This window comes from Mycobacterium sp. pR1184, from assembly GCF_041287235.1.
Taxonomy (GTDB): Bacteria; Actinomycetota; Actinomycetes; order Mycobacteriales; family Mycobacteriaceae; genus Mycobacterium.
In genome coordinates, this window is record NZ_JBGGKR010000001.1 from 543,967 (window position 1) to 569,525 (window position 25,559).

Consider the following 25,559-nt stretch of genomic DNA (forward strand, 5'->3'; position numbering starts at 1 on the left):
CCGTCAGTTGCCCCCGAGCTGGTGGGCCTGTGTGCGTCGGTGCGTGGGCTCGCAACCGGGCGGTTGCGGCGGTGCCGGGAGCAGTGCTTTGCGCTGACGCACCGCGATGGTTTTCGGCGAGTCCGTCTTGAGCACGAGTTCTTCGCCGGCGTGCCGGATGGCCAGTTCGCCGCTGTCCCCGTCGGTCAGGGTGTAGGTGACGTCGTTGTGGTTGGCGTCGACCATCAGCCGGAAGGCACGCCACCGCACCCGGAACCGCAGCCGGGTGATGCCGTCGGGCAGCGCGGGATCGATCTCCAGGATGCCGTCGTCGTCGCGCAGGCCGCCAAAGCCCGCGACGATCGCCATCCAGGCGCCGGCCAGCGATGCCATGTGCAGCCCGTCGCGGGTGTTGGAGTGCAGGTCGCGCAGATCGATCAGTGCGGCCTCGTAGGCGTAGTCGTGCGCCAGCTCCAAATGCCCGACCTCCGCGCACATCACGGCCTGGCAGCATGCCGACAGCGACGAGTCGCGCACGGTGCGCCGCTCGTAGTAGTCGACGTTGCGCGCCTTCTGCTCGGGCGTGAATGCGTGGCTTTGCCACTGCATCGCCAGCACCAGGTCGGCCTGCTTGATCACCTGCGCCGGGTAGAGCCGCACATACGGTTCGTGCAGCAGCAGCGGATATTTGTGCCTGTTCTCGAAATCCCACTCCGCGAACTTGGTGAAGCCCTCGCACTGCTGATGGACACCGAGCTCTTCGTCGTAGGGAATGTGGACCGCGTCGGCCGCGTCGCGCCAGGAGGCCGTCTCCTCGTGGGTGACGCCCATCGCTTCGGCCGCCTCGGGGTGACGGTTGCAGGCATCGGCGGCGACCACCAGGTTGTGCGCGGCCATCAGATTCGTAAAGACGTTGTCGCGCACGATCGCGGTGTACTCGTCGGGCCCGGTAACCCCCTCGAGGTGCCAGACGCCGTGGCGGTCATGGTGTCCGAGCGACATCCACAGCCGCGACGTCTCGACCAGTACCTTCAGCCCGCAATCGGCCTCCAGCGACTGATCGCCGGTGACGACGCGGTAGCGCTCGAAGGCCATCGCGATGTCGGCGTTGATGTGGAAGGCCGCGGTGCCGGCCGGCCAGTAACCGGAACACTCCTGGCCGCGGATCGTCCGCCACGGGAAGCTCACGCCCTCGAGGCCGAGTTCTTTCGCGCGGTCCCGGGCCATGTCCATCGTCGACGCCCGCCAGCGCAACGAATCGGCGACCGCGTGCGGCAGCGTGTAGGTGAGCACGGGAAGCACGAAACCCTCGGTGTCCCAGAACGCGTGGCCGTCGTAACCCGTTCCGGTCAGACCCTTGCTGGGGATGGCGCGCCGCTCGGCGCGGGCGCTGGCCTGCACGAGGTGAAAGAGCCCGAACCGCACCGCTTGCTGGGATTCCGAGTCGCCCTCGACCTCGACGTCGGCGTTTTCCCAGAAGTCGTCGAGGAACTCGCGCTGGGCTTTCAGCAGCCCGTCCCACCCGCTGTAACGGGCGCTGTGCAGCGCGGCGGCGACCTGGTCGCGCAGCGCGGGCCGGGACCGCTGGCTGGACCACCCGTAGGCCAGGTATTTGACGATGCGCAGCTTCTGGCCGGGGCGCAGCCCGCAGATGACGGTGGTGCGCGCCAGGTCGGGACTCGCGTCGTTGGTGACCTCGACCCGTCCGGGCACCTCGACGATGTGATCCATTCCCGCGGCCATCATCAGTTGGCTGGCCCGGGTCCGGTGCATCAGCAGCGCACCGCAGTCGGTCTCGTCGTGTTCGACGGCCTCCAGCGGGCTTTCCAGTATGGCGGCCACCCGGGGGTCAGCTGACGTCGTCGGCTGATCCTCGTTGGTGACGAGCTCGGATTGCACCGTGACGCGGACGAATTCGTCAACCGCTTCGACGCAGTACTCGATGGCGGCGACGCTGCGGTGTGCCAGTGAGACCAGCCGGGTGGAGGTCAGTTTGACTTCCTTGCCCACCGGCGAACGCCAGTGCGCGTTGCGGGTCAGCGTTCCGGCCTTCAGGTCGAGAACCCGTTCGTGGGAGACGAGTTCGCCGTAGCGGACATCGAACGGCTCGTCCTCGACGAACAGCCGGATGATCTTGCCGTTGGTCACGTCGACGACCGTCTGACCGGCCTCCGGGTAGCCATAGCCGGCTTCGGCGTAGGGCAGCGGCCGAATCTCGTAGAACGAGTTCAGATAGGTGCCCGGCAGGCCGTACGGTTCGCCCTCGTCGAGGTTGCCGCGCAGCCCGATGTGCCCGTTGGACAACGCGAAGAGCGATTCGGACTGGGCGATCAGGTTCAGGTCGAGCCGCGTCTCGCGGACCACCCAGGGTTCGACGGGGAAGGCTTCCTGGGTGATCATGCCTGCAACAATTCTGCGAGGTCGGTGACCACGACGTCGGCGCCGCTGCGACGGAGATCCTCGGCCTGGCCGACTCGGTCGACACCGACCACGTAGCCGAAGTTACCGGCATGACCTGCTGCCACACCCGACAGCGCGTCCTCGAACACGGCGGCCGCGTCGGGAGCGACGTCGAGTAGCTGCGCGCCCCGCAGATAGGAGTCGGGTGCGGGTTTGCCTTTGATGTGTTCCTCGCGCAGCGTCACCCCGTCCACGCGTTGCTGGACGAAGCGCTCCAGGCCGGTGATTTCGAGCACCTCGCGGGTGTTGGCACTCGACGACACGACGGCGATGCCCAGGCCCGCGGCCGAGACCGCCTCCAGGTAGCGCCGCGACCCGTCGAACACCTCGACGCCGTCTCGCTCGAGCACCTTCTGGAACATATCGTTCTTGCGATTGCCCAAGCCGTAAACGGTTTCGGCGTCGCCGGAGTCGTCGTGATCGCCGTCCGGCAATTCGATTCCGCGGCTGTGCAGAAACGACCGGACCCCGTCTTCGCGCTTCTTGCCGTCGACGTATGTCCGGTAGTCCGCGGCGGCATCGAAGGGCACGAACTTCTCCCCGGTGCGCTCGGCTCGCTGGGACAGGTAAGCGTCGAACATGGCCTTCCAGGCCTTGGTATGCACGCTTGCGGTGTCGGTCAGCACCCCGTCGAGGTCGAACAGGCAAGCACGCACCTTCTCTGGCAGACCCAGCACAAAGGATCCTCACTGTAGGGAGTAGTTGGGCGATACCACTCCACCATGCTTGACCGCAGGTCGCCAGCGATCCCACATACTTGCCACCCGCCGGACGATGCGGCTCGCTTCGGTCGGCAGAGTCTGTGGACAAATCCGTGACTGTGGATAGGGACGCGAGGTGTGTGCGGCGCGGACTTGAGCGGCCGGGATTTGTCGTACTTGTTGGCGATGATGTCGTTATGTCCTCGACCGGCTCGTCTAGTGCCGTGGAATCGCGCCCGGCGGATCGCCTGGGGGTGTTGTTCGAGGAGTTGGCGGAGTTGGCGGGTCAGCGCAATGCCATCGATGGGCGCATCGTAGAGATCGCCGCCGAGATCGAGCGCGACGAACTGTGCGGAATGACGGGGGCGCGGTCGGTGGCGGCGTTGCTGGGCTGGAAGCTCGCCCTGTCCTCGGCCAACGCCCACACCATCACCACCGTCGCGCGTCGGCTCGAGGAATTCCCGCGCTGCGCGGCGGGCATGGCCGAGGGTCGGTTGTCACTGGATCAGGTCGGGGTGATCGCGGCGCGGGCGGGTCAGGGATCCGATGCGCACTATGCGGAGCTGGCCTCGGTCGCGACGGTCAGCCAGTTGCGTACCGCGGTCAAGCTGGAACCGCGACCCGAACCCGATGCTGCCCGGCCGGACCCGCAGGCCTCGATCACCCAGACCTCGGACGAGGAGTTCACGTGTTGGCGGATCAAACTTCCGCACCTGGACGCGGCGAAGTTCGAGGCGGCACTGGCCTCACACCGGGACGCGCTTTTCGCCGAGTGGAAACGCGATCACGCCGAAAGTGACCCCGCGCACAGGCCGCCGTTGCCGGGCACCGTCGAGGCGTTGATGCGCCTGGTCGAGACGGGATGGGACGCCGAAGCGGCCCGCCGCCCGCACGGGCAGCACACCACCGTGGTCGTGCACCTCGACGTGCAGCAGCGTGCCGCCGCACTGCATCTGGGCCCGTTACTCACCGACGCCGAACGCCAATACCTGACCTGTGATGCCACCTGTGAAGTCTGGTTCGAACGCGACGGCGAGCCCATCGGCGCCGGCCGCACCACCCGGGTGATCAACCGGCGGCTCCGTCGCGCCCTCGAGCACCGCGACCGCAGCTGCGCGGTCCCCGGATGCGGTGCCACCCGCGGTCTGCACGCCCACCACCTCCGGCACTGGGAAGACGGCGGCCCCACCGAACTAACCAAGGTCAACTGTCGCTAAACTACCCTCATGGCGAAAGCGAAAAACCCCGGTCAACGCGCCGCGGTGCAGTCAGCGGCGATCTACGCCCGCATCTCCGCCGATGCGGAGGGCACCGGGCTGGGGGTGGCCCGGCAGGTGCAGGACTGCCGCAAGTTGGCTTCCGATCGGGGCTGGCCGGTCGGCGATGAGTATGTCGACAACGACGTCTCGGCCTATTCGGGTAAGCCCCGCCGCGAGTACGCCCGCATGCTTGATGACCTGAAATCTGGTGCGCGGGATGCGGTGATCGTCTACAACCTCGACCGGCTGCACCGTCGCCCGGTCGAGTTGGAAGACTTCGTCACCCTGTGTGAGTCGGTCGGGGTGCGCGATGTCGCCACCGTGACCGCCGACATCGACCTCGGCAACGATGATGGGTTGTTCATGGCCCGGATTTTCGCCGCGTTCGCCGCCAAAGAATCCGGCCGCAAATCCGCCCGTATCCGCCGCAAAATGCTGCAGAACGCCGAACAAGGATTGCCGCACGGCCCGGCGCGCCCGTTCGGCTACGAACCCGACAAGATCACGATCCGCCCCGCCGAAGCCAACGTGATTCGAGAGATGGTCGACCGCTACCTGGCCGGGGCCTCGATCCGATCGTTGACGATCTGGCTCAACGATGCGGGTGTCGTCCCGCCCGCGTCCACGTCTTGGCAGACCACCACCGTCCGCCACATTTTGGCGTCGGGACGTATTGCCGGGCTGCGCGAGCATCACGGCGAGGTGATCGGCCCGGCAGCGTGGCCGGCGATCATCACCCCCGCCGAGCGTGACCGCATCCTCGCCCGTATCACTGCCCGGGCGGTAACGAAGACGCGCGCCCCACGCACCTACCTGCTGTCGGGGATGCTGCGCTGCGGACGCTGCGGGAACCGGTTGTTTTCCCAAGCCCGCCACAACAATCCGACCAACCGAGTGCGCCGCTACGTGTGTTTGAAAGGCCCCGACCACGGCGGCTGCGGACGACTCACCGTGGTCGCGCAACCCGTCGAGGAACTGCTGACTGACGCGGTGCTGACCCGGCTGGACTCCCCGCAGCTGGCCGACGCCCTGGCCGGGAAAGCCAGAGTCGACGCCGATGTCGCCGCCTTAGCGACCCAGCTGGAAGCCGACCAGGCCCGCCTGGATGAACTGGCCGCACTCTATGCCGACGGGGCGGTATCGGCGCGGGAATGGATCACGGCCCGCGACCCCATCACCGACCGCATCACCCAAACCCGCCGCGCCATCGCTACCGCCACCGACACCAGCTCCGTCGTGGACTTGGTGGGCACCGGCGAGGTGCTGCGCGGCCAATGGGACGACCTCGACATCGACCGCCAACAAGCCATCATCAAATCAGTGCTCGATCACGCAGTGATCGCTGCGGGCACCCCCGGATCCCGCAGCCTTGACATCAACCGAGTTAAACCCCACTGGAAGGTATAGCGGGCAACGACATCTTGGACGTTGCAGCGTTCTGAGGCAGATCGGCAAACCTGGACACACGCCTATGACCGCGGTGATTCCGGAGAAATCTGATCGCCGTGCGCGTTGTTGCGCCACCTCCGAGCGCGACCGGCCACCGGCTCGAAGTCACCTCGTTGTCGGCGCGGCGCTATAGCGTCGAAAGTGCCGACGATAGGATCACGGCACAGATGACGTTATAGGGCTTGAGGGAGGCTGAGATGGCACGTGGAGACCTCCTGCTTGACCTCGTGGAGGCCGAGCGCCGCGGCGACCGGGATCGTTTCCGAATCCTCGTTGAGGCTGTGATCGCGGAGGAACGCGCCAATCAGCACCACCTGCTCGCTGATCGCCTATCCGAGATCATTACCACCACTGGGCAGGGTCTGGTCCGGGACGATCGTGCCGCAGCGATTCGCGACCTTGTCCATGAAGTGGTGCCGAACCGGCGGTTGGACGACTTGGAACTCGCCCCAGTTCCCAGGCGCGTTGTGTCCGAGTTGATTGAGGAGCAGAAGCGCGCTGAGCTCTTGCGCAGCTATGGGATTGAGCCACGTAACAGGCTGCTGCTGTCCGGACCGCCGGGTAACGGTAAGACCAGTGTCGCTGAAGCGATCGCCGCCGAGTTGATGCTCCCGTTCTACGTGATTCGCTACGAAGGGGTCGTGTCAAGCTTCCTTGGCGAGACCGCCGCCCGACTCGACAGCGCCTTCGAATTCGCCCGAAGTCGCCGGTGTGTCTTGTTTTTCGATGAACTCGACACAATCGCCAAGGAGCGCTCCGACGCACACGAGACAGGCGAGATCAAACGGGTTGTTTCCACGTTGCTGCTTCAGATTGACGGGCTCCCAGCCCATGTGCTCTTCGTTGGTGCGACCAATCACAGCGAATTGCTCGACCGTGCGGCGTGGCGGCGTTTCCAGATTCGCGCCGAACTCGAAGCGCCCAGTCGCTCCCAAGCCACCCGGTTCCTGGAGCGGCTGGCCGCGCGGCTAGGTGGCGACTTGGGTTTTACTCCGAGGACACTCGCAGACAAACTCGCCGGGGCGAGTTACGCCGAACTGGAGGAGTTCGCGTTGGACGTACGTCGTCGGGCCGTACTGGAGTTACCGGACAACAACCTGCGCCGCATCGTTCAAGAACGGCTTGAGCACCGACGTGGCCAGGCCGCCGAGTGACCGGACAGCTTCGTCCCTTGCTGGCTTTCGGGCCGCCGGTCGTCTCTGAACGCCCGACCCAATCCCCGCGGGACATGCCGCGCCTGTCCAAACCTGGTGCGGGCCGGCAGGGAGAGCGTCTGACACCGCTATTCCGCGAACTGGCCGCAGCATTCGACGCCGAGCGTGCGAGTCTGGGCGCGGATACCCCTGACGAGGTCGATCCCGCCTTGGTTGTCGTGTTCGACCTCGCAGGCAGCATCAAAGATTTTCGTAACGCCATCAACCAGATCGACGGATTGGAATTCCTCTCGGAGCTGCTCGGCGACCGAACCGATCCCGACGACGACTTCTACATGACCGAACGCGATGTGGGTCGTACCGACAAGCCCGTCTCACATTCGCTCTATCTCGTGATGTCGAACGCCAGGGCTATCGACGAATTGCTGCGGCTGTTCGCTTTGTGGCAGCACGATCCGTCGATGTCGTTCGAACGCGGGCTAGGGAAGTTCAAGAGCGCATTCCAGCAGTTAACCGCAATCCGCCGCTGGGGGCCTGAGGACCGAATCCGCGAGACCGGCCTGCGGGAACGATGGGAGGAAACCCTCCAGGTCGTGGGCGAGGCCGTGAGCACTGTGCTGGTCGAAGCGGAGCTGTGGTATCGGCGGGACGCTGCCCAGCGCACAACAGCCGAGTCGCATGTGGCGCAGATCATAACAACGAGCGGCGGGCGCATCCTCGACCGCGCCCAGATCGCCGACATCAGCTATCACGCACTGCTGGCCGAGTTGCCCATACAGCAGGTTCACTCTGTACTTAACGATGGTGCCGAGTCGATCCGGCTCCTCACCACTGACGAGGTCATGTTCGTCAGTCCGTTTATCCCGATGAGTGTCACGCCGCCCACTCTCGACCCTGTCGCGGCTGTGCAACTGCCGCCCGGTGAGCGCGTCGATGGGCTTCCTCGGATCGCGCTGATGGACGGGCTGCCATTCTCGAATCACGCCGTATTGGCTGGCAGGTTGTTGGTCGATGACCCCGATGGGCTTGGCGAGGACTACCCGCTGTCTTCACGCCACCATGGCACCGCCATGGCGTCGCTGATCATTCACGGCGATCTGTCGGTGCCCGGTGAGCCGCTCGATCGACCGCTGTATGTGCGGCCCATCATGCGTCCCCACGAGCTTGCCGCAGGATCGGAGGAGGTTCTCCCGAACCGGCTGTTCACTGATCTGCTCCACCGAGCGGTCCGGCGCATCGTTGAAGGAGAGGCTGGCCGCGAGCCCACCGCCCCCAGTGTGCGCATCATCAACCTTTCTATCGGCACCCAGGCCAGAGCGCTAGTGCGGCGAATGAGTCCGGTGGGACACCTGCTCGACTGGCTAGCCCACACCTACAACCTGCTGTTCGTTGTCAGTGCGGGCAATCACCTCGACCCGATCACGATCCCTGCCGACTCCGCCAACGATCCCGTCACTGCGCGGGTCGCCGCCACACGTGCTGTTTACGACGCGACTCTCCTGCGAGGCATTCTTCCCCCAGGGGATGCACTCAATGTGCTCACCGTCGGTGCTACCCATGACGACGGCTTGGGCGAGATCGATATCCCCGACACCGTCTGGGATATCACGCAGCCGGGAGCGCCGGCCCACTACGGTGCGACCGGACCCGGTGTCGATCGCTCCGTTAAGCCGGACTTGCACCATGTCGGCGGCCGCGCGCTCTACACACGCCCGGTTACCGTATCCGGCGACGAAACGGTTGGCGTCGAGATCGCCCCCACCGCTACCACAGGCCCCGGTCTTCAGGTCGCAGCCCCTGGGCGGGCAGGAGCGACGAATAACACCGTGTTCACCACGGGCACGAGTAACGCCACCGCGTTGGTAACCCGTGAAGCCAGCCGACTGTTCGACATCCTCGAATCTGTGGTGCTCGGTCCTGAGGACACACCGTTGCCTGACGGGCAGTACCACCCATTGCTCGTGCGGGCGTTGCTCGCCCATGCGAGTAGCTGGGGTGAGTGGGATGCACGGCTCCGCCGCGAGCTCGGCCTGGATAATCAGCAGGCGCGCCGCCACTTGACTGCGCTCCTCGGTTACGGCCGAGTCGACGTCACGCGGCTCGGCACGGCCGCGACGAACAGGGCAGTGCTCCTCACCGGCGGGCTCATTGCACGCAACGAGCGTCACACCTACCAGCTGCCGATGCCGCCATCTCTGCGGTCACGCGCCGAATGGCACCGGTTCACGATCACCCTCGCATACATGGTGCCCACCGTTGGCCAGCTCACCCGGTACCGAGGCGCAAAAGTGTACTTCGCCACCCCTGACACGGATCTCGCTGGAGGGGACCGCACTGGCGCCGAGCACAACACCGTCAGGCGAGGCAGTCTTCAGCACGAGATCATCCAGGGCACAAGCGCAATGGTGTTCGGCGAAGGAGACGTGTTCCCCATCCATGTCGAGTGCATGGATGACGCTCAGCGACTCCGGGCGGGCAAGAAAGTTCGATACGCGCTTGTCGTTTCTGTCGAGACTGCCGAACGGACCTCAACCACCATCCACGATGAGGTGCGAGCCAGGCTGCGCGAGCAGGCCCGTGACCGTGCCCGCGGTCGGGTGCAAGGCTGACGCAAAACGACATATGGGCCGCGTGACACAACTGTCGCGACTGAGCACCCCGTGCGGACCGGAGCACATCTTTGGCGGTGCGGTGGCGCCGGATCCGACGCACGCCGGAACTGGTGATCGGGGCGCAACTACCCGCGTGGCGATCCCCCATCCTGTGTTTCCGGAGATGTGGCGCTCAACGGACTGTGCACCGCGCGGAGGCATCGCCCTGTGACGAACGGTTTGTCGCTGTAGCCTGGTCGCGGTCGAGCGTGTGTTTACTGACGCTTGGCGTCAAGGCTCAACCCCTGGGTTGACCGCGCGCGGCGTTGGCCTTGACATCAACTGTCAGCCAACGTGATTGCGCTGGTACGACCCAAGCGAAGAACAACGGAGACGCTGAGGCTTCTTCGTCCGCTCGGATGAGTCGGTTGTGGACTCACCGGAGCAGAACGGCGATGTCGGCAACAACAGCAGGGTTGGTGATGGTGACCGGTAGTTGTTGTCGCTCACAGGATTGGACAAGCCACGCCGTGAATTCTTCATGACTATAAGACTTTTCGCGCTGCCGTCCGGTTGCGTGCGCCTGGGGGCTAGCCATCGGGCACCTCGATAGCACCATCGCGCCGGTGATGTTGCCGTGCCTCGCGGGCGGTATGGCGCTGCTGGATGCGCCGCAGCGAGGCACTGATGATCAACGTGCGCTCACCGAGGCTGGTGTGGCCGGCGCGGTCGAACTCCCACGCCACCAGATCGTCATCAATAGCAGTGCTGCTGGAACCGGGAAACGATCCTGGATCACGTTGGTGTGCAGTGTTTTTAGAGTGTTGTTCGCGGGTCCAGGTGGCGCGCCGTTCACGTAGCGCGGTCATGGTGGTGGAGTAGCGCCGCGATTTGCTGGTGATGTGGCCACGGAACCCGAGGGTGTGCAGCCATCGCCTGATCCCGGATAGCCCGTTGTCGGCGAGCGCGCTGATGGTGGTCAGGATGGCGCGCACATGCTCGGACACCTCCAGGTCCGGTATGGCTTCGGTTGAGAGTCGGCGTGCGCTGATCCCGAGATCGGCCAACGACTTGGTGACGTATTTCGCGAGATAGCGCGCCACCCGCCGGCCCGACAGCGACCTATCCTGTGGCGAATTGTTCTGGGTTGAAGCGTAATTCATCGACTCGTTCGGCGCGGTGACGGGGTGGGTGTCGATCTGTGTGCCGAAGGCGATCGCCCGGACAGTGCCATCAGTACACGGATCGTCGACGGTGAGAGTGACGGTGCGGGCGGCGTGCTGGATGATGGTGGCGAGTTCGCCTGCGCTGATAGGCGATTCCCAATCGGTCTGATCCGGGTCGTCACGGCTGTTCTCGGAGGGGTCGAGGCGGATGAGGGCGTGGATGTGGGGGATGGCGCGGGCTTGCAGTTCGATGATTTTGATGAAGCTGACCCGCACCGCATCCGGGTCCACACCTGTGGATCTCAGTTCTTTGCGGAGGGCGCGTCGGAGGGTGATGGTGAAGCGGCGCCACAGTTCGGGTAGGTGCCAGGTGAATAACACGTGCCCGACGTAGTCGTAGCACTCCCGGCAGAGCGGCTGGCCCACCACGTCGTCGCCGTTGTCGTGGGCGGTGCTGCACCACAAGGGGTTTCCGTGCGGGCAGCGTCGGTAGCCGCCGAGGCGGTGGTGATCTCGGCACGCTGCCTTCTTGTCACTGACTTCCTTCGGTGCGGTGTGGACGGCCCCGAAGCTGGGGGCGGTGAGGGTGAGGAAGACTTGCGGGCGGTCGGCCACGGTGGTGGGCATGTCGTGGTGGCCACCGGCAGCGCCGGCATGGACGAGTTGCCAAGTGTCACGGGCGTAGAGGTCGGAGCAGGAGGGACAGATGTGGGCGCGGCGGTTGTTGCATCGCGTCCACACCACCCGCGCCCGCCCGTAGTCGTCGGCACCGACGAGTTGGATGGGGTGGGCGCAGAATCCGACTGATTCCGCGCGCCGCCACCATGATTCGTATCCCATCGAGGATGCGCGGCGCACCATCTCGTTGATCACCTTCGCGGTATCGACTGTGGCGGGCACTCCCGGTAGTGCGAGCTGCGCCGGCGGTGTCGAGTTATTCACCGCCAGCCTCGCTCGGGGTGTGGCCGGTGTCAGTGGTGCGCGACGGGCGGGTGCTGTTCGGGCGGCTGGCGGGGCGGCGGAAGCGGCGCGCGAGGGTGGTGATGTCGTGGTCGGTGACGTGGAAGGCCCGCACCCGCTGCGGCTGGGCGGTGCCGTCGATCAGCATGTAGCCGACACCGGGTGTGGTGTCGGGGATCCGGTCGCATTCTGCCCCGGCATCCCGGGCGCCTTGCCCCAGCACCATGGTGGTTTGGGTGGCTTCGGTCAGTCGCAACCCGATCCGCACGGTGAACAGCTGTCGTACCGGCAGGGTGTCTTTGGCCGGGTCTTGCACCGCGGCCACCACACTGATCCCCACCGCGCGGCCCTGAGAGAGCAGCAGACCCAGGAGTTGTTCGATTTCGATACGGATCTTGCGGTCGGTGACATAGGCGGTCAGTGCGGCGATCTCATCGATCACCACCACGAACAACGGCTCAGCCGGGGTCGGGGTGTGCAGGCGGGTGCGGCCGCGAAGCCGATTGGCGCGAGCGTGCATCACCGCCACGAGTTGGCGCAGCAACTCCAGGGTGGTGTCGGTGGCGTCGTGGGTGAAGACGGTGAACATGGGTGCCCCGGCCCCGAGTTCCATGCCGCCTTTCGGGTCGATGACACACAGCCGCACCAGCCCGGTCTTGACCGCTGGGGCGATGCCGGCGATCAGCGACCACAACACGCTGCCTTTCCCCGCGCCGGTGGCCCCGGCGATCAGCACATGATGACCCAATAGTGGTAGGTGCCAGCGGTGTCGGGTTTCGGTGATCCCCACCGCCACGGCCCCCAGATCCACCGGTGTCGCTGCGGTGGGCATCGGCAGACCGATGGGTTCGGCGAGCACGTCCCCGCGCATCAACGTGATCTTCAGTTCGCCGGGTGCAGTCGCGACGATGGTGATCCGGTCGGCGCGCCACGCGGCGGCCAGGGCGTCGGATTGTTTGTGCCAGTCGGCCGCCGATTGGCCGGTGACGATCCGCACCGCCAGCACATCGGTGGTTGTGCCGATCGTGATGGTGCGCAGGGTGGGGGTCAGGGTGCGGTCACCGAGGGTGGCGGTCAGGCCGTGCAGGGTGCAGGTTGATTCCCAGGTGCGGGTGTAGCGCGACCAGGTCAGCCACCGTCGGCGTACCGGTTCGGTCACCCAGGCCCGAAACCAGGCTGGGTCCAGCCATGCCCAGCTCACATACGCGACACCGAGCGCGACCGCGCAGACCACGCCCGCGCGGGGCCCGTGGGTGAGGCCGAGGGCGAGGCTGGCGATGACCGGGATGCTGATGGCCGGGAACAGCACCGCCCACCACAGCAGATACCCTGCCGCGGTGAACAGCGAGGTGACCAGATCCCCCAGCCAGTCATCGTCATTCGATTCAGTGTTGTTGGTGTTCTTCGTGTTTGATGCCATGACAGGCGCGCCCTTCCGTAAGTATTTGGTCGACAGAAGATCCCTGGGGTGGGGCGCGATGATCGGTCTCACCGCGCGCCGCACCGCTTGGGGGGTTACTTCTGCGGACGCTCCTGTGCACTGGGCGCAGCACTTGATGTGCCGGCCGTGATGGCGTCGGCGCGGAACGCCACCCCGCTGCGATCGCCTTGGGCCCACGGGATGGCTACCAGGCCAGCCACTGATACCGGTTGGGTGACTGTCACTTTCGGATCCCCGGCCACCGTGACATTGAGGACTTCACCGCCGGTGTCATCCAACGCCAACACCTGGGTGGCGAACAGTGGCATCCCGGTGGCGGTGTCGACTTTCGGGCTGCCGGTCTCGAAGTTCAGCCGCGGCTCCGCCGCCCGTGTGACGATGAACCGGGTTCCTGATGTATCGATTCTCAAACGCATTGTCCTACTGGTCCTTTCGTGAAATGACTGCGCCTGGTCGGGCGCTGAGCTCAGTTCACGTGGACACCACCGACGTTGCCAGGGACATCGAGCGGCATTGCCGACATCGCCGCGGACATTTCGGACATGGCACCGACATACCTACCGACATCGCCACGCAGCTACCGCCACCGCTGCGCGACGGTGGCATGGCAAACTGGAAGCCACGCGCTGGCGATAGACATAGACGACACGGAAAGATGTGCGCTGAGACGATGGACGATCACGACCAAGCCCAGGGCGCCGCGATCCCCAACAATCGCCTCATCCGGCGGCTGCAGGCCAAGGGACTGTCCCCACAGCGGTTCGCCACCGCGATGAGCGTGGATGTCAAGACGGTGCGCCGCTGGCTGGCCAACACCGACTACAACATCCGCGAGGACAACGCGCGGCGCGCCGCCACGCTGCTCGGCTGTACCCCGCACGATCTGTGGCCCAACCAATACCCGCCCTCGGCGGCGAGCGCACTGGCGACCATGTCACCGGCCAGTGGGCCGTTCACCGCGACCCTGTACGCCAGCCGCACCCAGCTACCGATCAGCGCGTGGCAGCAGCATTTCGCCGACGCCACCACCAGCATCGACATCCTCGTCCTGGCCGCCACGTTCCTGTTCGACACCCTCGACGGATTCCTCGACACCCTGCTCGACGCCGCCGCCCGCGGCGTGGCGGTGCGATTCCTCGTCGGTAACCCCGACACCGCCACCATGATCCTGCGCGGTCAGGAGGAAGGCATCGGTGAGGCCGTCATCGCCCGATGCCGCACCTCGGTCGAACTGCTCACCCCGCACGCCGGCACCCCAGGACTGGACATCCGCACCCACGACACCACGCTCTACACGTCGATCTTCCGCGTTGATGACGCCGTGATCGTCAACTTCCATATCTACGGCTCACCTGGGCGCAACAACCCGGTCCTCGTACTGTCCCGTCACCACGAACCTCGGCTCTGGGCCACTCTCGAACAGGCCTTCACCCAGGTCTGGGACAAGGCCACACCTCTGACGACGAAAGGCTGACACCTGTCGATGCGCACCGACTACTACAACGACCCGAACGCCCCCGCACCCAACAGTGTTGTCCCGTCCGCCTCGGCGATCGTCACTGACGAACACGGTCACATCCTGCTGATCAAACGCCGTGACAACACCCTGTGGGCACTGCCCGGCGGCGGACATGACATCGGCGAAACCATCGCCGACACCGCCGTCAGAGAGGTCAAAGAGGAAACCGGGCTCGACGTCGAGGTCACCGGGCTAGTCGGTGTCTACACCAACCCGCGCCACGTCGTGGCGTTCACCGATGGTGAAGTCCGCCAACAATTCTCCCTGCTATTCACGACCACGGTGCTCGGCGGTGAGCTGGCCATCGACGAGGAAAGCACCGACATCGCCTGGACCGATCCCGACAACATCGCCGGCCTGGATATGCACCCGTCGATGCGGCTGCGCATCGAGCACTACCTGCAACACCGCGACAGGCCCTACCTGGGCTGACCCACACAGGGGCTACAGCCAGTCGTGCACCCGTCCCACCGCCGCCAGCAACTCCTCGCGGCCAGCATCCACCGCCCGATACACCGGATCCTGCGGCCCATAGCGCGCCAACACGTCCCTGAGCCGGTCCTCCGCTGACACCGGCGACCCGTCGGGCCCGGTTGTCAAATCGCAAAACGTCAACGCATCCAGAACATCACGAGGCGGTTCGCCGAACTCCGATAGTCCTGAGACGCCGCGCTCGGATGCTTCCAGGTGCGCTCCGGTATGAAAGGCCACCAGGGAGGCGACCAGCTCGCCAAAACCCGTCGAGCGGACAAACACCGCGCCGTCCAGAGGATGAAACCCGGTCCGGCGCACCGAGGGGGCGTAACCGATGTCATGCAGCCATGCCGCCGCCACCAAACACTGCGCAGTCTCGCCATCGAAATGTCGGCCCAGCCGTTCGGCCGCAGCGGCCACGCCGCGCACATGCGCTAACCGCTGAGGCTGCCCGACCAGCCGTGCCTCGGCCTCCCGCCGTGCTCGCCGCGCCAGTGCCCCACTCATACCGGCCAGCCTACGAGCCCCACCTAAACGCCGCAGCGGCTACACAGCGCCAGCACACAGCGTCCACGCAATCGGGTCACCATCATCCGGCGGCTACCTGCGGTCTTCGCTTCGCTCCCTCTGCTCCCGTCCGCTGGCGCTCCCGTCCGCGCCGGTCGCTACGCTTCGCCCTCCGTCCGCCGCCAACCACCAGGTGATTCAAGAGGCCTGACCTGCGCGGTGATAAGTTTCCTTACTGCTATCAAGGATGAGACCACGCGGCCGCATCGTCCGGCCGAACTGTACATGTATTTCACCAAATCGTTCGAGAGCGCAGGCCTGCCGAAATGTAGGCAATTCGGCTCGCACCCGATTGGGAATCCCGGTCAATAGAGGTATGACGGGTATGGCTGAGCCGTCGGTAGCGCCATCGCTATACCGGTAGGTACAGTCGCTGAGTGACCATGACCGCAGCCACGGTTTCGGAAGACGAGGGCGCTTTGGTCGCTGCACTTCGCGCCGGCGACCATCGAGCTTTTGCTCGGTTGGTCGATCGTCACACTCCGGCGATGCTGCGGGTGGCACGTGGCTACGTGCCTAGTGAGCAGCATGCCGAGGACGTCGTGCAGGAGACGTGGATCGCACTCCTCAAGGGCTTGGACAGATTCGAGGGACGGTCGTCCCTACGTACTTGGCTTTTTACGGTTCTTGTCAATATCGCCAAGACTAGAGGGCTCAAGGAACGCAGGCACGTCGACACTCAGATCAAAGCGTTCACCGGCGGCACAGTTGACCCCGAGCGGTTCCGTGCTGCTGGCGACGAGCTACCCGGGCACTGGAAGGCGGAGGAGACACCGACGCCTTTCCCGGACACCCCTGAGGGCTCGGCTCTCAGCAGAGAACTCACCGAGGTCGCCAAGCGCAATCTCGATACCTTGCCTGAGCGTCAGCGCATTGTCGTGACGATGCGCGACATGCTCGGTCTCGATTCCGATGAGGTCTGTGCACTACTCGAGATCAGCGCTGCGAACCAGCGGGTACTGCTTCATCGTGGCCGTGCGGTCATTCGAGAGGCTCTCGAAAATTACCTGAAAGATGCGTCGTGAACCCTCTCGATTGCAACGAGCTCGTCGAAATTGTCACTGCCTATCTGGACGGCTCACTCGACCTCGAAACGCGGGCGCGGTTCGACGAGCACCTGCTCGAATGCGACGGATGCGATAACTACCTGCAGCAGTTTCGGGTCACTATCAGCACGGTCGGCCGGATCCGTGAAACCGAGTTGGCACCGGAATTCCGCGCGCAACTACTTGAGGCTTTCAAGGATTGGCGGTGACACCCTTTTACAACCACAGAGTGCCACCTGCGGGCCAAATGAAGCAGTCCCGGCGCCTGGCAAGCACGCGCGATCGTGCGGGGATGGCGCCACAGTTGTTGGTAGGCGCTATTTGACTCGGGCATCGGCTTGCGAAGGTCGCAGCGGGCTTCGTCCCGAGTAACTTGACCAAACCTATTCGTGCGCAACTATTTGCATGCTTACGCTCTTGGTCAACGGCATTGGTGTATGGTGAGCCTCCCCAGTTTCAGTGGACACCCGAGATAGCGGGGCACGGGGTTCCGCTGGGAGGATGTGGGTATGTCCAGGACTCGTCGGTCGTTCACGGCGGAGTTCCAGGCTCAGGCCGCTCGGCGGGCGATTGATGGTGGCCCAGCCGGGCGCCGAGATCGGCCGGGAGCTCAATGTTCACGAGCACCTGTTACGTCAATGGGTGACGGCCGAAAGGCTCCGGGACGGCGCTGCCACCGATGCGCACAGGGTTCCACCGGACGGTGGCTGACCGCGATCGAGCGTGCCGAGTTGGCGCCCGGTTCCGTACGGGGATCGCCGAGAAGGAACGCGATATCGCGTTCGTGAGAAAAAGTATCGGCGTACTTTGCGGCACAGCAACGCAGTCGTTTCGAGCTCATCGCCGCGGGGTTCAGGCTACCTGTGGGCGGTTCCGGCGCGCCACGGTGCCCGGTCGGACGCGCATTCGCGCAAACTATCCTGTCACCACTTCTGTACCGGACATTAATCCGAACGACGCCAACGGGACGCAATGGGCTCATGCGATGAAGCGTTCGCGGCCCATGATCCGCGCTTCGGGCTCGTGGGTGGCTCAGCGGTCGCCGATGATGGAGGATGCTGGTGAAAGCTGGGAATGATTACTGTCACGGAGTCGCCCGGTGGTGCGAATGTCCACTTCGGAGCGGAGAGTGCGGTGCACTGGACACCTGCTGGCGATCTCCATGAGCCTGTCGCGTTGGATGGCGCTCAGTGGTCCCTGCAACATAATGTGGCGTTCAATGCGATCGATGAACCCTTTCGTTTTGTCGAGCCCGGCACAGTCCTGCGCGTGGACACGGGAATGGCGGGCATCGACAACCACGCTTTCCAGTGGCCATCGTTTGCGTTCGGCGTACATCCTGATCGTCATCGACGTACAGGCTCCCAACGCGGCGAGCAATAGGTCGTACGGGGTGGGGCCCATGTCGTCGCTGATCGGACGAGGTTCATCCGCAACAAGGCGGTGCGAGCCGACCGTGATGTCCTGGGTGAGACTTCCTGCATCACCCCGCTCTGCGACCCGTACGACACCGTCGTCACTAGGCGGAGGGCCGCTGCGAGTCAGAGCTGTGCTCGCATGGTGCTTCAGGTAACGGCCAGCCCAGGCAGCTATCACAGTAGCGGCGTACTCGGCGTCGTCGCGGCAGCTGAGCAGATGATCAGCGCCGTCAAGTGCGACAAAGGATTTAGGGTGCCGCGCGATGTCGAAGATCTCTCGGGCATTGTCGACTGAGACCACCTGGTCGGTCGGCGAGTGCAACACTAGGAGTGCAGCGTCGGCCGCTCGGATACGTTCCCGCTGGGGCTGTGCTGCGATGTCGTCGAGGAACTGCCGCTGCAGACGGAACTCGCGACCGGCGATAGATATAGTCGCCTCACCTGCCGCGATGTCGTCGCGTGACTGGCGCAGCAGGCCCGCTACGTGACCGGGATCTGCCGGTGTACCAATAACGGCAATGGCATTGACATCATTGATTCGCGACGCCGCCGCAAGCACCGCAGCCCCTCCGAGGGAGTGCCCAATCAGCATCGTTGGCGCACCGTGGCTCGCTCGCATGAAGTCGGCTGCACACACCAAGTCATCGACATTGGAACTGAAGCCTGTCGCGGCGAAGTCGCCCTCGGAGTCCCCCAACCCCGTGAAGTCGAAGCGTAGGACGCCGATACCACTGCCGGTGAGGGCACGAGAGATTCGCGCCGCAGCCGAGTTGTCTTTTCCACAGGTAAAGCAGTGCGCGAATACCGCCCACGTCGTGGGCGGCTGTTCTGGAGTCTCCAGCCGCCCAGACAGCGAACCGCTACTGCCAGCGAACGTCACGCGTTCTGAATTGCTCATCGGGACGACCTCCTCATCGCTAGAACTGGCCGGATGTGTCAGTCCGCCCGCGGTGTCCAGTTCCCGGTGGGCGGGGTCGTAAGCCCGACGAACGCAATACTTGTCCTTCCACTCGGGATCGGCTTGCCAGCAGACCCTGCACACACGGTGCTCCAGCGCGAGCATCGCCACGCTGAACCCTATAGCACTCTGCGGGACGGCCGAGACTTGTAACGCTTGACCGTCGTCCACACACTCATTGGTCGCATGTGATCGTACGAAGAAAACCTTGGCCGCGGCACACAATCCGGTCGACCATAAGAAAGCAGGATGAACGATGGCTGTCCAACTGTCCGAGGCACGCGTTCTCATCACCGGCGGAACTAGCGGAATCGGGCGGGCTGTTGCCGTCTCTCTGGCTAGTCACGGTGCCGTAGTGGCAGTGTCAGGCCGGAACGCGGAGCGTGGGCAACAGGTAGTAGGAGAGATCGAGTCCACGGGCGGCAAGGCCGAGTTTCTCAGCAGTGACCTGCACGACGCCGAATCCGCGAGGCTGCTCGCTGCTGAGGCTGTTACAAGGCTCGGCCATATCGACGTGCTGGTGAACAACGCCGGCATCTATCCGTTCGGACCAACCGAATCGATGACCGAAGAAGATTTCACCGCGGTGTTCAATCTCAACGTTCGCGTTCCGTTCTTCTTGGTAGCCGAACTAGCCCCCAAGATGGCCGAACGCGGCAATGGCGTGATCGTCAATGTCACTACGATGGTTGCCGAGTACGGAAACGTCGGAACCAGCCTGTACGGCGCCAGCAAAGCTGCGGTCGTATCCCTCACCAAAACGTGGGCAGCCGAGTACGGACCGCGGGGCATACGGGTCAACGCGGTCAGTCCAGGACCGACATTCACCGAAGGCACCGCAGCTATGGGTGAGGGGCTTCGCAGGCTGGTTGGCCCTGCTCCCGCGGGCCGTCCCGCGCAGGCTGAAGAAATCGCCAACTCGATTGTGTTCTTGGCGAGCGACCAAGCCAGCTACATCCACGGGGTCACCCTCGCTGTAGATGGCGGCCGCACCGCCGTCTGAACACCAGCTAACCGCACAGTCCATGCTGCCATCAATTCCGATCACACGGGAGCCGAATGCAGCGTGCATCGATTAATACGTGTCCTGTTCATCCCATTGAAATATGAGGTATATCAATATGTCTAGCCGTCGGAACCTGCCTATTCGCGTCGGTGTGCAGCTGTGGCCAGGAGACACCCCTGACTACCGCACTTGGCGCGACGCAGTGATCACCGCTGAACAACTCGGCGTAGACGCAATCTTCGGCTACGACCATTTCCATAAGCCCGCAACCGCCCCGACCTCCGACGGGTTGCCCGAGCTCCTACCCGTGCAGCCCGACGTCAATAATTTCGAAGGCTGGACGTCGCTGGCCTCATGGGGCGAGATCACCTCACGCGCCGAGATCGGCTTGCTCGTAACTGGTGTCGGTTACCGCAATCCGGATCTTCTCGCTGACATGGCCCGCACAGTCGATCACATCAGCGATGGCCGCCTGATTCTGGGGATTGGATCCGGTTGGTATGAAAAGGATTACGTCGTTTACGGTTACGAGTACGGTACCGTCAAGTCACGGATGGACCTATTCGAGAGCAGCCTGAAACGCATAAGCGAGCGGCTCGACAAACTGATACCGGCTCCGACACGCAGCATCCCGATTCTCATCGGCGGCATGGGGGTGCGCCGCACGCTGCCTTTGGTGGCACGGTACGCCGATATCTGGCATACGTTCGCCAGCCCCGCCGAGTACCGGCGTAAGAATGCACTGCTTGGCGAGTTGGCACAGGTAGTAGGGCGCGATGAGTCGGCGATTGAACGCGCAGTGCACTGGACAGGCCGCGCCGACGCCGACGCATTTGCGAGTATGGGGGTAACGTTCTTTACCACTGAAATCCACCCGGACGCAGACGGATTCGACTTTCGCGAACTCAAAGATATGATCCACTGGCGCGATACATACAGCTAGACTGGGTCAGCTCACCGCGACCCTCGCGGGCCTCCCGTGCCCGCGCTACCCAGCGTGCCCTCATACGCGCTCAGGTCACGAGCAACCTGGGCGATCCGGCTTACCCGTTTCTTCGACGATCCGGACCGCACCCTCACGGAGCTCCTAGTCGTACTTCTTCCGTTTCTCTGGCATCTCTACCCCTATTGTCGATGCCTCCACGCTCTCGGGGAACTTCACCGAGCTAGTCCGCCGGCAATCTGGGCATCTACCCGGTCACCCTTCTCAATGGACCAAGCAAAACGACATCCAACACCAAGTGCGCCAAGGTGTCCCGATGAGGGAGCCCTCGCACCAAGTCGGTCCCTGATACGGCTGACCGGCATCTACACTTGCCCGGACCAGAGTGGCTCCAACGTCCACTGCGGTGTGGTCACAGTCGATTATCTGGTCAGCCCCTGCTACAGCATCTCGTTCCAAATAAGTTGCGGGCCAATGCTATATGTCCAACACCGCAGCATCGAAGGCTGTTGCACTGCTGCGCTGTCATCGACAGGGTCAGTCGCAGCACTGCCGGCTGACCGATAGACTCGAAGGCGATTGCCACCTTGGTGGTCAAATCGTTAGACATGGCCATCAGCGACGGCCGCCCAGCCTCAGACATGTCCTTGCTGATCACGAAACACCTTTCACTTCACGGGTTTCGGATGAGAGATCCGGGTGGCTAGACTGGGTCTGTCGTTTGGATCGATTGGGACGAGCTTGACAGCCTCTTGGGCACGCTCAACAGCCGAATGTGAATCCGCAGGGCACCATTGCCTTGACGGCTGGCTCAGCGAACGGCGTGCGAGGTTCAGAAGGAGCTGTCGTCTTGGTCGTCGTCTCGCCGAGTGTCATTCTGATGCTGGGCGATTCAGCTCCAGCATCGCTAGCAGAATCCTCAGCTGTCGCCGTTGCGGTGAATACTATCGCAGCGACGCACGCCGACCCGGCAAGTAGCAGCTGGGCGACCTTCGCTGGGCACCGCGTCAGTTGCGGCCCTCGCAGATTAATTGCCGATCGGAGCGTCACTCCTACGATTCTAATCTAGATATCGTGATATCGGTATATTTAGGAAGATGGTATTAGGGCGTCTTAGTCTCGATTTCCGTCCAAGGCGATGGTCGCCGGACTCCGGGTCGCAGTTGACGGGGTCAGGCTTGTGGGCGGGTCGCGGTTGCTGGTCTCGTGGCGCCGGGTGGGACGGCTTCCCAGTGCCAGCGGGCCTTTCGGTTGATCGGTCATAGGCGGTCCGGTGTGAGCCGAAGGCGCCGCGGGGCGCTCTCAGCCGAACTGACGGTGGGCCAGCGGTTTGCTCATCGCTGACCAGGCCCGCTTGGATGGCGTGGCGGTGCGCGGGGTGGATGAGCACGTCTGGCGGCACGGGCCGTAAAGCCGCGTACACCGGTTACTGCCACACTCACAGCGCAGGCACCGTCGTACGGCTAGATGGCTGTCAGTGCTGGTGCTCGTTGCGCGTTAGCCAAGCGGGCATGTCAACGATGGAGTCCAGAGTGGTTTCTGCGGGATGTGTCTGGGTAAGGTCGATTTGGTCGGCATACATGCCGGTGCGTACCTGGATTGTGTGTGCGCCTACCGCGTTTCCCATGGCAATATCGTGGCGGGTTGGTCGCCGATCAGCCAGAGTGCGTTCGGCTTGACGGGCACGCTCGCTGCGGCGGATCGCAGAAATTCTGGTGATGGTTTGCCGAGAAGTTTGCTGGTGACGCCGGTGGCGTGCTCAAGTGCTGCCGTGATCGCACCGGTGTCGATATGGTTGCCGTCGGGGCGTTTTCGATACTTCCCTCTTTGGAGTGCTATAAGGGTCGCACCGCGCTCGAGAGCGCGAAACGCCAAGTCGAGTAGCTGATGCGTTAGCGTGTCGTGAGTGTTGCCGACGACGACATGGGTGATCGCACCGCCGGCGTGGCGGTAGGGGGCAAATGTCGGAAGCAAGGCGCTTGACACCACCGGCAATACGTTGATCCGGCCGCGCGTTGCTTCAAAGAGTTGCAGGGCAGCGGCTACGGGGGTGAAAACTTCGCCGACACGAACGTCGAATCCGCGCTCGCGCAGTGTTTCTTGGAGGGTCTGTGGTGGCACAGTATCGGTGTTGGTGAGAAAGCGGAGCGTACAACCCATGTTTCGGAGTCTTGTCACAGCCTCGGGCGCGCCGGGAACGAGCTCGTCACCAACGTATAGCGTACCGTCCAGGTCGCTGAATACGACAGGCGTTGGCGTCATCGATACTCCGTGAAATGACTGACCTGCCGCATGTGCCGGATGTATCGAGAACGTTCGGGAAGAGCGATTGGGGCGGCGCCGATCTGTTTGTCAGAACTTGGTGACATAGTGGAGTTGCCTCTGTAACGGTATAGCGTTGACGTGGATGCCCGGCTGGGCTGCGCGAGGCAATATCAAGCCGTCTCAGTTTAGGATGGTAGCCCCGCGTCCTCGCCTGTTCAGTTAAAAGCGAAATGACGGCTGTCGATTTTACCGCAGGCTATTATCTGGCTGACTCGTGCTCAGTTGGCCTGCGAAGGAGGGCGCGCAGCGGTTAAATCAGCGCGTTCAAGGCCTCCAGCAGCGACTCAATATTCTTTTCGTCCCTTTTGTAGTATGTCCAGGGCCCGATCCGTTGGGAGGTTACCAATTGCGCGCGTTGCAGAACTGCCATATATGATGACACTGTCGACTGTGATAATCCGACATGCTTTTGAATGATACTCACGCACACGCCGACTTCTTGTGGATCAATTTCCTGTTCGGGAAAATTTTTTCGCGGATCCTTGAGCCAACTGAGTATCGTTAATCGGGTAGAGTTATCGAGGGCTTTCAATGCCTCGTTAACATCAATACTTATTGAATTCTGGACATTAGTAGGCTCAGGCGAAGTACTCAGCATTTATGATCCCTTTCGTGGTCATGATACGCGGGTGGGCCGCCAATCTGACGGATGTTGCACAGTAGTTAGTAAACGTGGGCCTACATCCAGTGGCGGCGTTGCTAGTTCGACACACCGAGAGCTCGAGAACGGACATGTTGCGGATCCTGTCGTGTATAACGGCTAGCGTACCTGCGAGTTTGTGCCGATGCGCTGGGTAGTTGGCCAGAACGCTGCGCGGCCCATCGGTGATCGTCGTCGCCGCATGTCGTACCTCGTTGGCGACTCCGCGGTTGGGTCCGCATGAAACGTTTCCTCGTAGCCGGTTCGGCTGGGCTGCGGAGTGTCCGAGGTGGACTCGTCTTGCCGTGCAGCCTGATCGACTGCACGGCAAGACGTGGTTCGGTTGCTAGCTACGGTAGGTGGGGTAATCGGTGTAGCCCTTCTCGGTACCGCCGTACATGGTGGTCGGGTCTGGGGTGTTGAGCGGCCAGTTGTTGGCGATCCGTTCGGGCAGGTCTGGGTTGGCGATGAACGGTCGGCCGAAGGCGATCAAGTCAGCCCAGCCAGCCTCAATAGCCCGGACTGCACGTTCGGCGGTGTACTTGCCCGCCAGTAGGATGGTTCCGCTGAAGTTTTCGCGTACTGCGACACGGAAGCTTTCCGGCATTTCAGGAGCGTTGTCCCAGTCGGCCTCGGCCAACGACACATATGCGATGCCAACCTCTTCGAGGATCTTTACTGCCTCGATGTAGGTCTCATGGGGGTCGTCTTCGACAAGGCCAAGGTAGACACGGTCTTCGCCTGTGGTGGTGAACAATGGCGAAAACCGCACACCCAGACGGTCTTTACCGACGACGCCGGCAACCGCCTCGACCACCTCGCGCAGGAACCGGAGGCGATTCTGCAGGGAACCGCCGTATTCGTCGTCGCGGTGATTAGTGTGGGTGGACATGAACTGGTTGACCAAGTACCCATTGGCGGAGTGGATTTCCACCCCGTCGAATCCGGCGTCGAGAGCATTGCGCGCGGCGTCGGCGTAGAGCTGCACGACGTCTTTGACCTCGCCGGTCGTCAGAGCCCGCGGCGGCGACGGCGGCGCCAGCGCTCCGGCTCCCGGGCCCGTTTCGACGAAAACCTTCACGGCGTCCGCGGTGATGGCCGACGGGGCGACTGGTGCGCCGGCGTCGGGCTGCAACGACGTGTGCGACACCCGTCCCACGTGCCAGAGCTGGTTGAAGATCACCCCACCGGCGGTGTGAACCGCATCCGTGACTTTGCGCCAACCCGCAACCTGTTCAAGGTTGTGGATCCCGGGTGTCCAGGCGTAGCCCTGCCCACGCGGTTCGATCTGCGTACCTTCGGTTACCATGAACCCGGCACCACTGCGCTGCGTGTAGTAATCCGCCATGAGTTCGTTGGGTACGTTGCCGGGCTGCGAACTGCGCGAACGGGTCAACGGGGGAAGAACGATGCGATTTCTGACTTCGTAGGGGCCGAGCTTGGTTGCGGTGAACAGAACTGAGTCTTTCATTTCTTTTCTTTCTGGTGTTCGTGTGATGGTTT

Annotated in this window: 18 protein-coding genes and 2 pseudogenes; 10 read left to right on the top strand and 10 right to left on the bottom strand. The window is 63.5% G+C overall.

Annotated elements, in window-relative coordinates:
• Positions 1-3: 3 nt before the first annotated feature.
• A complete protein-coding gene (locus ACAG21_RS02760) occupies positions 4-2,379 on the bottom strand; it encodes a glycoside hydrolase family 65 protein (RefSeq protein ID WP_370494485.1) in 2,376 nt (791 codons plus the stop codon).
• Positions 2,376-3,163, bottom strand: a pseudogene (locus ACAG21_RS02765) (beta-phosphoglucomutase family hydrolase). Before ACAG21_RS02765 ends, ACAG21_RS02760 begins: the two are co-directional and overlap by 4 nt.
• Before the next feature lie 174 nt (positions 3,164-3,337).
• Between ACAG21_RS02765 and ACAG21_RS02770 the strand changes: the two are divergent.
• The 4 genes and pseudogenes from ACAG21_RS02770 to ACAG21_RS02785 all read left to right on the top strand — a co-directional run.
• Positions 3,338-4,345 (top strand): annotated as a pseudogene (locus tag ACAG21_RS02770) (HNH endonuclease signature motif containing protein); the annotation flags it as partial.
• Between the two features lie 21 nt (positions 4,346-4,366).
• Entirely contained in the window at positions 4,367-5,806 is a 1,440-nt protein-coding gene (locus tag ACAG21_RS02775) for a recombinase family protein (protein ID WP_225593070.1), read from the top strand.
• A gap of 239 nt (positions 5,807-6,045) precedes the next feature.
• Positions 6,046-7,002: an AAA family ATPase gene (locus ACAG21_RS02780; RefSeq protein WP_127821053.1), complete on the top strand. Its 957-nt coding sequence runs from the start codon at positions 6,046-6,048 to the stop codon at positions 7,000-7,002.
• A complete protein-coding gene (locus ACAG21_RS02785) occupies positions 6,999-9,611 on the top strand; it encodes a S8 family peptidase (RefSeq protein ID WP_225593069.1) in 2,613 nt (870 codons plus the stop codon). The genes ACAG21_RS02780 and ACAG21_RS02785 overlap by 4 nt, the downstream gene beginning before the upstream one ends.
• A gap of 572 nt (positions 9,612-10,183) precedes the next feature.
• Here ACAG21_RS02785 and ACAG21_RS02790 read toward each other — a convergent pair.
• The 3 genes from ACAG21_RS02790 to ACAG21_RS02800 all read right to left on the bottom strand — a co-directional run bounded on the left by ACAG21_RS02790 (position 10,184) and on the right by ACAG21_RS02800 (position 13,576).
• Positions 10,184-11,701 (bottom strand): replication initiator, encoded by a 1,518-nt coding sequence (locus ACAG21_RS02790; RefSeq protein WP_127821055.1) that lies wholly within the window; start codon positions 11,699-11,701, stop codon positions 10,184-10,186.
• Positions 11,694-13,139: an FtsK/SpoIIIE domain-containing protein gene (locus ACAG21_RS02795; protein ID WP_127821056.1), complete on the bottom strand. Its 1,446-nt coding sequence runs from the start codon at positions 13,137-13,139 to the stop codon at positions 11,694-11,696. Before ACAG21_RS02795 ends, ACAG21_RS02790 begins: the two co-directional genes overlap by 8 nt.
• A gap of 95 nt (positions 13,140-13,234) precedes the next feature.
• On the bottom strand, positions 13,235-13,576 hold the full coding sequence (locus ACAG21_RS02800; RefSeq protein ID WP_127821057.1) for a hypothetical protein: 342 nt from the start codon (positions 13,574-13,576) through the stop codon (positions 13,235-13,237).
• A gap of 254 nt (positions 13,577-13,830) precedes the next feature.
• On the opposite strand from ACAG21_RS02800, the gene ACAG21_RS02805 reads away from it, so the two are divergent.
• A complete protein-coding gene (locus ACAG21_RS02805) occupies positions 13,831-14,634 on the top strand; it encodes a hypothetical protein (protein WP_225593068.1) in 804 nt (267 codons plus the stop codon).
• A gap of 9 nt (positions 14,635-14,643) precedes the next feature.
• The gene (locus ACAG21_RS02810) at positions 14,644-15,111 is read left to right on the top strand and encodes an NUDIX hydrolase (RefSeq protein ID WP_127821059.1); all 468 of its coding nucleotides are present in this window, start codon (positions 14,644-14,646) and stop codon (positions 15,109-15,111) included.
• Positions 15,112-15,123: 12 nt separating this feature from the next.
• Here the strand turns inward: ACAG21_RS02810 and ACAG21_RS02815 are convergent, their stop codons facing one another.
• Positions 15,124-15,660 (bottom strand): HD domain-containing protein, encoded by a 537-nt coding sequence (locus ACAG21_RS02815; RefSeq protein WP_127821060.1) that lies wholly within the window; start codon positions 15,658-15,660, stop codon positions 15,124-15,126.
• A 443-nt stretch (positions 15,661-16,103) separates the two neighbouring features.
• Here ACAG21_RS02815 and ACAG21_RS02820 point away from each other — a divergent pair, with 443 nt between their 5' ends.
• Both ACAG21_RS02820 and ACAG21_RS02825 read left to right on the top strand, forming a co-directional pair.
• Entirely contained in the window at positions 16,104-16,745 is a 642-nt protein-coding gene (locus tag ACAG21_RS02820; protein WP_127821062.1) for an RNA polymerase sigma factor, read from the top strand.
• The gene (locus tag ACAG21_RS02825) at positions 16,742-16,975 is read left to right on the top strand and encodes an anti-sigma factor (RefSeq protein WP_127821061.1); all 234 of its coding nucleotides are present in this window, start codon (positions 16,742-16,744) and stop codon (positions 16,973-16,975) included. Before ACAG21_RS02820 ends, ACAG21_RS02825 begins: the two co-directional genes overlap by 4 nt.
• 823 nt (positions 16,976-17,798) lie before the next feature.
• Here ACAG21_RS02825 and ACAG21_RS02830 read toward each other — a convergent pair.
• The gene (locus ACAG21_RS02830; protein ID WP_225593105.1) at positions 17,799-19,247 is read right to left on the bottom strand and encodes a bifunctional alpha/beta hydrolase/OsmC family protein; all 1,449 of its coding nucleotides are present in this window, start codon (positions 19,245-19,247) and stop codon (positions 17,799-17,801) included.
• A 151-nt stretch (positions 19,248-19,398) separates the two neighbouring features.
• Here ACAG21_RS02830 and ACAG21_RS02835 point away from each other — a divergent pair, with 151 nt between their 5' ends.
• Together ACAG21_RS02835 and ACAG21_RS02840 are read left to right on the top strand one after the other, a co-directional pair.
• The gene (locus ACAG21_RS02835; protein ID WP_127821016.1) at positions 19,399-20,145 is read left to right on the top strand and encodes an SDR family NAD(P)-dependent oxidoreductase; all 747 of its coding nucleotides are present in this window, start codon (positions 19,399-19,401) and stop codon (positions 20,143-20,145) included.
• A gap of 118 nt (positions 20,146-20,263) precedes the next feature.
• On the top strand, positions 20,264-21,091 hold the full coding sequence (locus ACAG21_RS02840; protein WP_033717695.1) for an LLM class F420-dependent oxidoreductase: 828 nt from the start codon (positions 20,264-20,266) through the stop codon (positions 21,089-21,091).
• A gap of 1,474 nt (positions 21,092-22,565) precedes the next feature.
• Here ACAG21_RS02840 and ACAG21_RS02845 read toward each other — a convergent pair.
• The 3 genes from ACAG21_RS02845 to ACAG21_RS02855 form a co-directional block, all read right to left on the bottom strand.
• Entirely contained in the window at positions 22,566-22,718 is a 153-nt protein-coding gene (locus ACAG21_RS02845) for a hypothetical protein (protein ID WP_370494486.1), read from the bottom strand.
• Entirely contained in the window at positions 22,703-23,353 is a 651-nt protein-coding gene (locus ACAG21_RS02850) for an HAD-IIA family hydrolase (protein ID WP_370494487.1), read from the bottom strand. Before ACAG21_RS02850 ends, ACAG21_RS02845 begins: the two co-directional genes overlap by 16 nt.
• Before the next feature lie 1,049 nt (positions 23,354-24,402).
• Positions 24,403-25,527, bottom strand: a complete 1,125-nt coding sequence (locus ACAG21_RS02855; protein WP_127821018.1) for an alkene reductase — start codon at positions 25,525-25,527, stop codon at positions 24,403-24,405.
• Positions 25,528-25,559: the final 32 nt, after the last annotated feature.

Coding starts and splice junctions, on each gene's coding strand:
- ACAG21_RS02775 (WP_225593070.1), top strand. CDS start 4,367: ATGGCGAAAGCGAAAAACCCCGGTCAACGCGCCGCGGTGCAGTCAGCG.
- ACAG21_RS02805 (WP_225593068.1), top strand. CDS start 13,831: ATGGACGATCACGACCAAGCCCAGGGCGCCGCGATCCCCAACAATCGC.
- ACAG21_RS02760 (WP_370494485.1), bottom strand. CDS start 2,379: ATGATCACCCAGGAAGCCTTCCCCGTCGAACCCTGGGTGGTCCGCGAG.
- ACAG21_RS02850 (WP_370494487.1), bottom strand. CDS start 23,353: ATGACGCCAACGCCTGTCGTATTCAGCGACCTGGACGGTACGCTATAC.
- ACAG21_RS02815 (WP_127821060.1), bottom strand. CDS start 15,660: ATGAGTGGGGCACTGGCGCGGCGAGCACGGCGGGAGGCCGAGGCACGG.
- ACAG21_RS02780 (WP_127821053.1), top strand. CDS start 6,046: ATGGCACGTGGAGACCTCCTGCTTGACCTCGTGGAGGCCGAGCGCCGC.
- ACAG21_RS02820 (WP_127821062.1), top strand. CDS start 16,104: ATGACCGCAGCCACGGTTTCGGAAGACGAGGGCGCTTTGGTCGCTGCA.
- ACAG21_RS02830 (WP_225593105.1), bottom strand. CDS start 19,247: ATGCTCGCGCTGGAGCACCGTGTGTGCAGGGTCTGCTGGCAAGCCGAT.
- ACAG21_RS02795 (WP_127821056.1), bottom strand. CDS start 13,139: ATGGCATCAAACACGAAGAACACCAACAACACTGAATCGAATGACGAT.
- ACAG21_RS02800 (WP_127821057.1), bottom strand. CDS start 13,576: ATGCGTTTGAGAATCGATACATCAGGAACCCGGTTCATCGTCACACGG.
- ACAG21_RS02855 (WP_127821018.1), bottom strand. CDS start 25,527: ATGAAAGACTCAGTTCTGTTCACCGCAACCAAGCTCGGCCCCTACGAA.
- ACAG21_RS02840 (WP_033717695.1), top strand. CDS start 20,264: ATGTCTAGCCGTCGGAACCTGCCTATTCGCGTCGGTGTGCAGCTGTGG.
- ACAG21_RS02835 (WP_127821016.1), top strand. CDS start 19,399: ATGGCTGTCCAACTGTCCGAGGCACGCGTTCTCATCACCGGCGGAACT.
- ACAG21_RS02810 (WP_127821059.1), top strand. CDS start 14,644: ATGCGCACCGACTACTACAACGACCCGAACGCCCCCGCACCCAACAGT.
- ACAG21_RS02845 (WP_370494486.1), bottom strand. CDS start 22,718: ATGGGAAACGCGGTAGGCGCACACACAATCCAGGTACGCACCGGCATG.